Source organism: Rhodococcus cerastii (assembly GCF_033042195.1).
GTDB lineage: Bacteria > Actinomycetota > Actinomycetes > Mycobacteriales > Mycobacteriaceae > Rhodococcoides.
Map to the genome: position 1 here is coordinate 94,262 of NZ_JAWLKF010000017.1, position 11,368 is coordinate 105,629.

Sequence of the window (11,368 nt, forward strand, 5' to 3'; positions counted from 1 at the left end):
TCAGCTCTCCGGGACGGCCGACGGGTCCATCCACATCACTTCCCACACGTGGTTGTCGAGATCTCGGAACGCCCGGCCGTACATGAACCCGTGGTCCTGGGGCTCCATCCACTTCGATCCACCCGCGGCGATCGCCGCGTCGGTGAGCGAATCGACCTCTTCGCGGCTGTCGGCCGAAACACACATCAGTACTTCCCGAGCCGAGCCCGTGTCGCAGATCGAGTCCGAGATGAAGTCCTCGAACCGAGAAGTGGCCAAGAACATCACGGTCGCCTGATCGCTGACGACCATCGAGGCACAGTTCTCGTCGCTGAACACATCGTTGAATTCGAATCCGAGACCCTCGAAGAATGCGCGGGTGGCGACGACGTCGCGGACGGGCATGTTGGCGAACAACAAACGGGACATGGATACACACCTTTTCCGGAAGAACTTGCTGCTTCGGACCGTCGAACAACGGTCTTGCTCGTACTGACAGCTGCAGATCCGAAAAGTCACCGGCCGCACCGCCCCGACACGACGCGACCCCGCCGAGCAGGTGCTCGGCGGGGTCGCAGACTGCGAAGCTGAAAGGGGCGTTATCGGGTGATCTGCGCGAGGCGGGAAAGCATGCGCGAAAAAACGTGACCGTCGTTACCCAGCTCGGCGTACGGCTCGGTTTCCTGGCTCGACGCGGTGGCGTCGGGTGTTGCCGCAGCGAGTGTGCGGGCAAGGCGGGTGCGACGCTCGATGGCGTCGAGGATGGTGGCGTCCAGCGTTGAAACTTCGTCGAAGAGCTGGTCGACGTCGGCTGTCGCGATATCGGCGGTCTCGTTGCCAATTGCGAGCGAATCGATCTGAACAGTCACATCGTCTCCTTTTGTTCGCGTCCTGAGGTGTGAGTCGTTCGGTCGGCCGGAACTGTTACAGCTCGTCTCGAGTAAAAACGATGTTTCCTCGCCATGACCAACATGCCCACTCGACGGGCCTGGGCCAACCTCTTCGGGGTGTGATGCTGCATACAGTCCGGTCGGTTCCAGTACCAGGAGATTCGTCGAGCCGAACAGCGCGAAGATTGCCCCGGCGCTGTCCCGGGTAGCCCATGGAGCGAATCACGTCGACTTTCGAGGAGTGAACGATGCGTTACGACTACCTGATCATCGGCGGGGGAATGGTCGCCGACAGCGCCGCTCGCGGAATCCGCGAGCAGGACGACGCGGGAACCATCGGCATACTCGGCGCGGACCCGGACGAGCCGTACACCCGCCCGGCGCTGTCGAAGAAGCTGTGGACCGATCCGGATTTCGGCCGCGATCAGGTCTCGCTGGACACGGCCTCCGACACCGGTGCGGAGGTGCACACCGGAACTCGAGTCGCCTCGGTGGACCGCTCGAACTCGTCGGTCACCACCGAATCCGGAGAACGCCACGAGTACGGCAAACTCCTCCTGGCAACGGGTGCAACGCCGACCCGGATCGAACTGCCTCCCAGCCCCCGCGTGGTGTACTTCCGCACTTTCGCCGACTATCGAGCGCTGCGCGAGCTCACGAAGACCGCCGATCACATCGCTGTGGTCGGGGGCGGATACATCGGCACCGAAATTGCAGCTGCGTTGTCTCTTCAGGATGTGAAGGTCACACTGGTCACCTCGGATGCCGTACTCGGAGGACACATGTTTCCGCCGACCCTGGCTGCCGGCTTCGACAAGGGTTTCGCCGGCCACGGCGTCACTGTGCGCCGGGGAACGAAGGTCGTGTCAGGGGCCGAGGCGTCGGCGCGCGTGCAACTTCAACTCGACGACGGTTCGACCGTGGAGGCGGACGGAGTCGTGTTCGGACTCGGTGTGCGACCCGAAACAGAGCTGGCCGAATCTGCAGGGCTGGCAGTCGACGACGGAGTGATCGTCGACGAGTTCCTCCGGACCGAGGACGAACACGTCTACGCCGCAGGTGATGTGGCGAACTACCCCGACGCCGTTCTCGGTCGCCGACGCACCGAGCACGTCGACAACGCGACCGAAATGGGCAAGGCCGCAGGACGCAATATGGCCGGTGCCGCAGATCCCTACACGTACACCCCGTACTTCTATTCCGACGTGTACGACGACGGATATCAGGCGATCGGCACGGTGTCCACGACGCTGAATGTCATCGAGGACTGGAAGACGGTCGGCAAGGAAGGCGTCGTGTACTACCTCGACGACGACGCCGTCGTCCAGGGCGTCCTAATGTGGAACGTCTGGGAGGGGCTCGACGTGGCGCGCACGTTGCTGGCCGAGAAGAAGCCGCAGACCGAACAATCGCTGAGCGGACTGATCTGAACTTCTGGAACACTCGAAGGTGAGCGGACCAGCGACGGTTGGACGTGACCTAGGAGAGATGATGTCCGAGTTCGATGGCAGTGGGTCGGCCGAGCAGCGTGCCCGATTCGACGACGAGGTTCACAGCCGCTGCGCCCGCTGCCGGTTGCCCGGACATTCCGAACCGTTGTCCGACGCGGCGGCGGTCGCCATCGCGGCCGGGCGCGTGGACGAGGCCACCCGAGCTGTTCTCATCAATCGATGGCATGCGGGACGCTCGCTGCCGTCGATCGGGGGATTCGGCGCGCTCCGCAATCTGGTGGACGAACGCGATCGGTGGCTCGCCAAGGACACGACGAGCAAGCCCGGATCGGCTCTGGTGTACAAACTTCGAGCTGCCGAGTTGAGCAAACGCGTCAATCACCACCGCACCACCGTGGTGATGTCCAATCGGCACTACGCCACCGGAGTACGCGCGGCGCGAAAAGAGCGCCGAGAAGGTGTGCACCTCGATCTGGACCAACGGGATGCGATTTTCGATGCGTTGACGAGGACGCCTGCGCCGGAGAAGTTCGGCCCGATTGCCGAGCGAGGTCTGTCTCTGGTGGACGCGGCCACGGATCGGGTCAGCACGCTGGCGCGCAAAACTCCGGTGGCCGACAGGGTCGAGTGGGCCACAGGACTGATGGATCAGTTCGTGGATCGAAAAGACGACCGCTTCGTCGATCGCTACGACACTCTGTTGTTCCTCGCGGGCACTTCGTTCGACCGGGTGCGTCGGTCGCCGGCATGGCAGTCGACGTATTTCGAGATCCAACGCAATCAGTTGGACCTGTTCGTCGAACTCACCGAAATCGCGGTCGATGCCGCGTCGCTGCGCACGGTAGCGACCGAGCTGAATCGGATCGGTGAGACGATGGTCGACGAAGAGACCGCAGCGCAGGTCGAATCCCGGCGTGGCGCACTGGAAGTGGTGTGGAGGCAGTTGACCGGACGGGTGGCCGCGCTGGTTCGACTCGCGAATGTGGTCGAGTCGTCGGAGACCGAGGCGCGCACGTCCGACGCGATGGCCCGCGCGCACAGCTTGGACGATCGGATCGATGACCTCGTCGGGCGGTCGGGAAGCCGGGAAATGTCCGCCGAGAACACACATTTCGTCGGTGATCAAGTGCGGACGCAGTGGCGCGACTGAGTGCCGCCGAGGGCACACAGTCGCGCCACTGGCTCTAGGCGATGATTGCGAACAGGATCCCCGCGACGGCGAAGCTGACCACGGACAGGATCGTCTCGAGGACCGTCCACGTTTGCAGCGTCTGCTTGACGGTCAGGTTGAAGAATTTCGCGATGATCCAGAAGCCGCCGTCGTTGACGTGGCTGGCGATGATCGAGCCCGCTGCGATCGACATGGCGATCAGCGCGACGGCCGGAGCCGAGTAATCCTGGGCTGCGACCAGGGGCCCGACTATGCCGCCGGTCGTCACGATGGCCACGGTTGCCGAGCCCTGCGCCACGCGCAGCGCACAGCTGATGATGTACGCCAACACGATGATGGGAAGACCTGCGGCCGCCATGGTGTCGGCCAACGCGGTGCCGATGCCCGTGGCCGAGATGACTTTCCCGAAAAATGCGCCCGCTCCGACGACGAGTAGCAACATGCCCACCGGGCGAAGTGACTCACCGGTGAGCTTGCTGAGTTCCTGGACCGTGGATCCACGTCGAATGCCCAGAACATAGAACGCGATCAGAACTGCGATGAGAAGCGCGACGGCCGGGGTGCCGAAGAAGGTGAGCACCTCGAGTAGGTTGCCGGGATCGAGCAGAATGCTGCCGAACGTGGCACCGAGGATCAGGACCAGTGGAACTGCGATGATCGCTCCGATGGTGCCCACCGACGGCGGCGTGGTGACGACCGGACGCTTGGTCGCGACCGTGCCTGCGCCTCCACCCTCGGTGGTGCTCGCATCGTTTCCGTCGTTGATGAAGTCCTCGGGGACGTCGACGATGATGCGTTTGCCGATCCAGTTACCCCACACCAGGCCGGCGGCGATGAATCCTGGTATTCCGCAGATGAATCCGAACAGGATGAGCCACCCCAGGTTCACCTCGAGCAGACCACCGAGGGCGACCGGTCCCGGGTGCGGTGGCAAGAAGGCGTGCGTCATGGACAACCCTGCCAGCATCGGCAGCGCATAGAGCACCAACGACTTTCCGCCTTGGCGCGCCGCCACGTACACCAGCGGTGCCAATACGAAGATGCCGATGTCGAAGAACACCGGAATGCCGAAGATCAAGCCCAGCAGTCCCATTGCGATGGGTGCTCCGCGTTCCCCGAAGACGCCCAGTAGCTTGGCGGTCAGTGCCTGCGCGCCACCGGACTTTTCGAGAATCGCGCCGAGGACAGTGCCCAGTCCGATGATCACTGCGATGTGCCCGAGGATGCCCCCGAATCCGGTTTCGAGAAGCGATTCGTTGCTCTTGATGGCGGTGCCGACTATCTCGTTGACGGGCAAGCCGGCAGCCAGAGCCAAGCCGAGGCCGACGATGAGAAGTGCGATGAACGGTTCGAGCTTGACCTTGATGATGACGATGAGCAGTACCGCAATTGCGATGCCGCACAATACGAGTAGGCCTGGCGTTGAGGTTCGCAGCCAGTCGACGACAGAATTCATGACGAGCCTTCCTTGATGTCTGCATTGATAGCCGCCACGAACGCCTGTGCTCGCACGGTGATGTCGTCCCACTGGCCGGCCGCAACCGACGCCGGTGGAACCACATCGGTGCCTGCGGTCACTGCGACGGCACCGGATGTCAGGAACTGAGCGGCGTTTCCTGCGTTGACCCCGCCGGACGGAACGAGTTTCGCGTCGGGGAAGGGGCCGAGCAGATCCTTGAAATACGCGGGCCCGACGGTCCGAGCCGGAAATATCTTCACGGCATCCGCTCCGAGATCGAGGGCAGTCATCACCTCCGACGGGCTGAGCGCGCCCATCATCAGCGGGATCCCGGCGTCGGTCACGATCGTGGCAACGTCGGGCCGCAGCCCGGGGGTAACCACGAAGCAGGCTCCCGCGTCGATCGCCGACCGTGCTTGATCGGCGGTCAGGACGGTGCCGGCACCGACGACCGCACCCGCGTTCGATGCCGCGCGGAGCAGTGCCAGCACGCCGGGCGTGGTGAAGGTCAATTCGAGGGCCCGAATCCCGCCGCGCGAGAGCGCATTCGCCAACGCAGCAGGATCGGAGATGTGCGGCGCACGGACCACCGACAGTGCGCGGTCCTCCAGAATGGTGGTCAGTGCATTCACGATGTCTGCTTTCTGGTGGGATCCATCCGCAGGGCACGGCCTGCCAGAGAGTGCGTGGGGCGGCGATCGTCGACAGCGAAGGCACCGTTGACCATCACGTGGCTGATGCCGTCGGCCTGTTGTTTCGGATTCTCGAACGTGGCGGTATCGCGTACGGTTGCCGGGTCGAACAGGACGAGGTCGGCTGCGTGCCCTTCGGCGATCGTGCCGCGGGCGCGCAGGCGGAGGCGCGCAGCGGGACGACCGGTCAGGTGATTGATGCAGTCCTCGAGCGAGAGCAACTGCTCGTCCCGAACGTAGTGACCCAGGTAGCGGGGGAACGTTCCCCAGGCGCGGGGGTGGGGTTTCTCGCCGACAAGGATCGCGTCGCTGCCGCCCATATGACGTGGATGCGCCATGATCTCGCGCACGTTCTCCTCGTGTCCGACATGCTGCAGGATGGTGGTGGCCAGCGCGTCTCGGCGAAGGAAGTCGAAGAACACGTCCACCGGTGATCGACCCGCCTCGGCCGCGATATCGGACATCGTGCGCCCGACGTAGCGATCGAGCTCCGGATTCGCCACTCCGCTGAGCTGGATGGTCTCCCATTCGACGGTCACGCCGTGGCAGCCGTCGGACCCGTCGACGTCGACATCCTGTGCGATGCGTCGGCGCATGTCCGGATCGGCGAGGCGTTCGAGCGCGCGGTCCGGGCCACCCGACATCGCCCAACTCGGTAGCAGCGCAGACAAAGTGGTGGCTCCGGGCAGATACGGATACGTGTCGAGGGTGACGTCACATCCGTCCGCGATCGCAGAATCGACGCGGTCCAAGAACTCTCGTGCCCTGCCCCGATTGACGCCGAAGTTCATCGTCGCGTGAGTCAGATGCAGCGCACATCCCGTCTCCCTGGAGAGATCGAGCATCTCCTGGTATGCGTCGAGTGCGCCCGCGCCGTACGACCGAGTGTGCGGCGCGTAGAACCCACCGAAGTCGGCGACGACCTCGCACAGCGCGCGTAATTCGCTTGTGTCCGCATACATTCCGGGCGTGTACGTCAAACCGCTCGACATTCCGACGGCACCCTCGTGCAGGCCCTGCGCCAACAACTCCTGCATGTGGGCGATCTCGGACGGCGTCGCCGGTCGCTGATCAGGGCCCACCGCGAGGTACCGCAGTGTTCCCTGGGGAACGAGATAGGCAGCGTTCGGGGTGATCCCCTCGTCGAGGCGAGCGAGGTACTCGGAAACCGAGCGCCACGAGAAGTCGAGGTCGACGGGATTGCCGTTCCATCCGGCGATCTGACGCCGCACCACATCGAGCGTCGCGTCGTCGATCGGAGCGTAGGCGATGCCGTCCTGGCCGATGACCTCGGTGGTGACGCCCTGACTGATCTTCGGGAAGTGGTCGGGATCGGTCAGTAGACGCAGATCGGAATGGGCGTGCATGTCGATGAACCCGGGGGACAGGACCTGCCCAGGTGTCGCATCGACGATTCTGTCGGCACCGAGAACGGTGCCGGGCTCGGCGATCGAGGCGATGATTCCGTCGCGTACGAGAACGTCACGGCGCAGTCGCGGAGACCCGGTGCCGTCGATGACGTCGGCACCTCGAAAGAGGATATCGGACATGGGGGTTTCGACTCTCTAGAAGAATGTGTGCACGAGGTCGACGACGCGAGGATCGTCGCTGTCGGCATCGTCGACGACGGGAATGAGACGCCACTTGTCGAAAGCGGTGCACGGGTGAGACAGGCCCAAGCGCACCACCGATCCCACCGGCAGTGCCCCGCTGTCCTCGGCCGGTAGGCGAAGGAACGCATGCTGATCGTTCAGCGCTGTGATGTCGGCACCGGAGTCGAGAGTCTCGGTTCCTCGAACGGATTGGGGGACAGGCAGTCCTTCGTCGAACGGGAAGTCCCGCTTTCCTGCATCGAGCAGCGCGAGACCGGGCTCCGGCCTTGAGACCGTCCGAGCCCATCCGTGCATCGCCGACATCAATGGCGCGTCGGTGCGGGCGGGAGTGAGTGGTGAGATCTGCGAGTAGAAGCCGTCGTCGTGCACCACGTAGGCACCCGAGCGCAGCACTACGTCGGTAGGTACTCCCTCTCCGTTGGTAAGAGAGTGCAACCGCTCGACTACGAGGTCCTGGTAGGCGCTGCCGCCGGCGGTCACGATCGCATGCCCGCCGTACAACCCCTCGGCATCGAGCGCGCGATGGAGGGTGGCCACGTTGTCGAGATAGGTCCGAACCGCCGCGAGGCCGCTGTCGGTCCGGTCGTGGCTCAGTGCGCCCTCGTAGCCGCCGACCCCGGCCAGAGTCAGCCGCGGCGACGACGCGATCGCACGTGCCACCGAGATCGCTTCTTCTGTCGTCCGCGCGCCGGTTCGGCCGTGCGGGCCACCGAGTTCGACGACGACCGCGACCGGCCGTTCTCCTTGCGTCGAGAGGATGCGGTCCATCTCGTGCACCGTTGCGACGCTGTCGGCCCAGCAGTAGAACTCGAATGTCGGGTGCGAATCCAGCTCGGCCGCAGTCCACGTCAACGCAACAGGGTCGATCTCGGCATTGGCAAGAACGATGCGTTCGACCCCGAATGCGCGTGCTGCCTGAACTTGCCATCCGGTTGCGAGGGTGATGGCCCAGCTTCCTGCGTCGAGCTGCTGCTTCCACAGTTGCGGGGCCATCGACGTCTTCCCGTGGGGTGCGAGCAGCACTCCCGCGCGCGCAGTCCACTCGGCCATGACCGAGATGTTCGACGCGATGCGTGCCCGGTCGAGAGTGAGGACGGGCGTCGTGAACTCGGAGAGCCGCGGCGACGTGGCGAGAAAGCTCTCGATGGTGTGCCCCCATGACCTGGGTGGCAATGCCTTGTACTCGGGTCCGAGCACTCGTCGGCTGAGTGCCTCGACGGCATCGGTGTCGATCACGATCGTCTCCTCGGTCTCGGAAAACCCGCAAATGCGTTGCGTATTTTGCAATGCTGGTTGCGCAATGTGTTTATGCTTTGTAGTCTGCAACGAAAGTCAGCGTTCCCGCAAGAGTTCGAGGAGATCGACGTGAAAGCACCACGAGCGGTGTGTGTGGGCGAAGGCCTCGTCGTTCTGGTTGCCGAGCCGGGCCCATTGGAGAAATCGAACACGTTCCACCGCACAGCCGGAGGCGCAGAAGCCAACGTGGCCAGGGTGTTCGGTCAATTGGGCGTCGATGCGTCGTGGATCTCTCGAGTGGGAGATGACGGATTCGGCCGGTACCTTGTCGGTCAATTGATCGCGGCAGGTGTCGACACCTCCGGTGTGACGCTCGACCACGAGCGACCCACTGGCATGTACGTGAAGCAACGCGGATCGGGTTCCGGCGACCGCCACGACCTCGCACGCCGAGACAGTGCGATGACCTACTTCCGTGCCGGCTCGGCTGCGAGTGCTCTGTCGCCAACAGACATCGACGGGAATGCAGCGAACCTTGTCGCCCGTACCGACCTGATCCACTTCACCGGAATCACGGTGGCCATCTCCGATACCGCCGCCGATCTGACGAGATACTTGATGGATCAGCCCACTCTCGTCAGCTTCGATCTGAACTATCGGCCGGCGCTGTGGAAATCTCGGCCGGACACAGCCACCGATGTTCTCGGTGAACATGTTCGAGGAAGCGATGTGGTGTTCATGGGTGCGGACGAAGCTGCGCTGGTGTTCGGCACGTCCGATCCCGCCGAGCTGCGCGAGATGTTTCCGCAACCACATCACCTGGTGATCAAGAACGACGCGCACATCGTGACGGCGTTCGAGGGGGCCTCTCGGATCGACATACCGGCGCTGAAGCTCGACGTAGTCGAGAAGATTGGTGCCGGAGACGCGTTCGCGGGCGGATATCTGACCGGACTGCTGTTGGGCAGGAGTTCCGTCGAGCGCGTTCGGTTCGGTCACCTGTGCGCGGCGGGTGCGTTGACCGGGCAGGACGACATCGCCTCGGTGCTTCCCTTGACGGTGCTGACCCAACTGGCCGAACTGGCCGACGCCGATTGGGCGAGGCTGGACTACGCGGCCACTGCCGCGCGCCACCCGGAGATGTCGCAATGAGTCAGAGTCTCGCGCGGGCGATGACACTGCTCGGCTTGCTCGGCGACGGACCGCGGTCGCTCGACGAGCTGGCGTCGGTTCTCGAGGTCCACAAGACGACCGTGCTGAGGCTCCTTCGCACGATGGAAGCCGACAGATTCGTCCAGCACGACGCGGACCACCGATATCAGCTCGGATCCAGGTTGTTCGAGCTCGCCAACCATGCGCTCGAACAGCGGGATGTTCGGAGCATTGCCCGGCCGCACTTGTCCGAACTGAACGCGATCACCGGCCAAACCGTCCACCTCGCCACCTACGAGGCCGGCGTCGTCATCTACATCGACAAGTTCGACGCCCAGCAGAGCGTGCGGATGTATTCGCGAATCGGAAAGCCTGCGCCGCTCCACTGCACAGCTGTGGGGAAGGTCCTCATCTCGGCGCGGCCGGAGGCGGAGCGTGTGCAGATTGCACGCAACATCACCTACACGCCGTTCACCGAAAGAACCATCACGACGGCCGAGCGTTACCTTCGCGAGCTCGACCTCGTGCTCGAGCAGGGGTTCGCCGAAGACCGCGAGGAGCACGAGTCCTTCGTCAACTGCATCGGATGCGCAGTACGCAACGGAACCGGTGATGTGGTGGCAGCGGTATCGATGTCCGTGCCCGACATGGTGCTCGATCATCAGCAGGTGCTTGCCACGCTCCCCGAAGTGCAGCACGCCGCGGCGGCGATCTCCGCAGGATTGGGATGGCACCCGCAAGAAGCCCAGGACGACAGAACACAGAACCAGAACTCGAAGGAAGGAACACAATGAGTGAGAAGATCGAAATCCGCACCACAGGTGCGCCCGCACCTGCCCACACATTTTCCCAGGGAGTCCGGAAGGGGCCGTTCGTTCAGGTCTCGGGGCAGGGGCCGGTCGACCCGGCCACCAGTGAATACCTGTATCCAGGCGATGTAGCCGCGCAGACGACCCGCACACTCGAGAACGTCAAAGCGATCGTCGAGGCCAGCGGTGCGACCTTCGACGACGTCGTCATGCTGAGGGTGTATCTGACCAAGCGTGAGGACTTCTCGACCATGAACGACGCTTACGGCCAGTTCGTTTCGGCACATACGTCGGGGGACGTTCTACCGAGTCGCACCACAGTGTTCACAGGACTGCCCAGGGAAGAGATGTTGGTCGAAATCGATGCCGTAGCGATCGTCTGATCAAGGCATGCGGCAGATGTTCACACGAAAATTACATCTGACCAGGCGATTTGCGTAAGCGTTGGTCTTCGCGTAACTTTTGTCGAGTCAGAGCAACACGGACACCGACCCGGTCTTCACGGACTGGGACGACGAGGTTGTACGGAGTATGCACTGAACAACCCAGGCAAGGCTCGAAAGTAATGAGTCATGTCTGGGGTTCGAGCGTGTAAGCCCCGAAGTTACCGTGCAAACGGTAGTGACGGTGTGTGCGTGTTCTTTGAGAACTCAACAGTGTGTCGATGAATGTCAGTGCCGAAATATTTTGTTTTGGTGAAAGCATTCGATGTATCAATCATCCGCTTGTGGTGGTTGTTGTCGGGTGTTGTTTGAAATGCTAGTTGAGTTTTTCTGCTAGTGATTTGACTTGATGTCTTTGACTGATTCGCGGTTCCTTTGGGGATCGTTGTTTCGCAGGTCTTTTACGGAGAGTTTGATCCTGGCTCAGGACGAACGCTGGCGGCGTGCTTAACACATGCAAGTCGAGCGGTAAG

General features: G+C 63.1%; 11 protein-coding genes and 1 rRNA gene. 6 read left to right on the top strand and 6 right to left on the bottom strand.

Translation table 11 applies throughout. The features are described from left to right. Together R3P93_RS22265 and R3P93_RS22270 are read right to left on the bottom strand one after the other, a co-directional pair. Positions 1–408, bottom strand: coding sequence for a VOC family protein (locus R3P93_RS22265; protein WP_317534117.1), 408 nt, complete (start codon positions 406–408; stop codon positions 1–3). Positions 409–578: 170 nt separating this feature from the next. Further along, the gene (locus R3P93_RS22270) at positions 579–848 is read right to left on the bottom strand and encodes a hypothetical protein (RefSeq protein WP_243595349.1); all 270 of its coding nucleotides are present in this window, start codon (positions 846–848) and stop codon (positions 579–581) included. Positions 849–1,117: 269 nt separating this feature from the next. Between R3P93_RS22270 and R3P93_RS22275 the strand changes: the two genes are divergently transcribed. Next, on the top strand, positions 1,118–2,299 hold the full coding sequence (locus R3P93_RS22275; protein ID WP_317534118.1) for an NAD(P)/FAD-dependent oxidoreductase: 1,182 nt from the start codon (positions 1,118–1,120) through the stop codon (positions 2,297–2,299). Positions 2,300–2,360: 61 nt separating this feature from the next. Beyond that, complete coding sequence (locus R3P93_RS22280; protein WP_317534119.1) at positions 2,361–3,470, top strand: hypothetical protein; 1,110 nt, start codon at positions 2,361–2,363, stop codon at positions 3,468–3,470. 34 nt (positions 3,471–3,504) lie between these two features. On the opposite strand, the gene R3P93_RS22285 is transcribed toward R3P93_RS22280, so the two are convergent. From R3P93_RS22285 to R3P93_RS22300, 4 genes are read right to left on the bottom strand one after another with little or no spacing between them, the layout of a single operon-like run. Beyond that, positions 3,505–4,947 (bottom strand): GntP family permease, encoded by a 1,443-nt coding sequence (locus R3P93_RS22285; protein WP_037191035.1) that lies wholly within the window; start codon positions 4,945–4,947, stop codon positions 3,505–3,507. Next, positions 4,944–5,582: a bifunctional 4-hydroxy-2-oxoglutarate aldolase/2-dehydro-3-deoxy-phosphogluconate aldolase gene (locus R3P93_RS22290; protein ID WP_068050858.1), complete on the bottom strand. Its 639-nt coding sequence runs from the start codon at positions 5,580–5,582 to the stop codon at positions 4,944–4,946. The genes R3P93_RS22285 and R3P93_RS22290 overlap by 4 nt, the downstream gene beginning before the upstream one ends. Further along, the gene (locus tag R3P93_RS22295; RefSeq protein WP_317534120.1) at positions 5,579–7,192 is read right to left on the bottom strand and encodes an N-acyl-D-amino-acid deacylase family protein; all 1,614 of its coding nucleotides are present in this window, start codon (positions 7,190–7,192) and stop codon (positions 5,579–5,581) included. The genes R3P93_RS22290 and R3P93_RS22295 overlap by 4 nt, the downstream gene beginning before the upstream one ends. A gap of 15 nt (positions 7,193–7,207) precedes the next feature. Further along, positions 7,208–8,491 carry a type III PLP-dependent enzyme domain-containing protein gene (locus tag R3P93_RS22300; protein WP_317534121.1) on the bottom strand — a complete coding sequence of 428 codons (1,284 nt, stop codon included), beginning with the start codon at positions 8,489–8,491 and terminating at the stop codon, positions 7,208–7,210. A 129-nt stretch (positions 8,492–8,620) separates the two neighbouring features. Between R3P93_RS22300 and R3P93_RS22305 the strand changes: the two genes are divergently transcribed. From R3P93_RS22305 to R3P93_RS22320, 4 genes are all read left to right on the top strand, one after another. Further along, positions 8,621–9,643 (top strand): sugar kinase, encoded by a 1,023-nt coding sequence (locus R3P93_RS22305; RefSeq protein WP_317534122.1) that lies wholly within the window; start codon positions 8,621–8,623, stop codon positions 9,641–9,643. Continuing rightward, positions 9,640–10,437, top strand: coding sequence for an IclR family transcriptional regulator (locus R3P93_RS22310; protein ID WP_317534123.1), 798 nt, complete (start codon positions 9,640–9,642; stop codon positions 10,435–10,437). The genes R3P93_RS22305 and R3P93_RS22310 overlap by 4 nt, the downstream gene beginning before the upstream one ends. Beyond that, positions 10,434–10,835, top strand: coding sequence for a RidA family protein (locus R3P93_RS22315; RefSeq protein ID WP_068050854.1), 402 nt, complete (start codon positions 10,434–10,436; stop codon positions 10,833–10,835). Before R3P93_RS22310 ends, R3P93_RS22315 begins: the two co-directional genes overlap by 4 nt. A 460-nt stretch (positions 10,836–11,295) precedes the next feature. Continuing rightward, positions 11,296–11,368 (top strand): 16S ribosomal RNA (locus R3P93_RS22320); the annotation flags it as partial.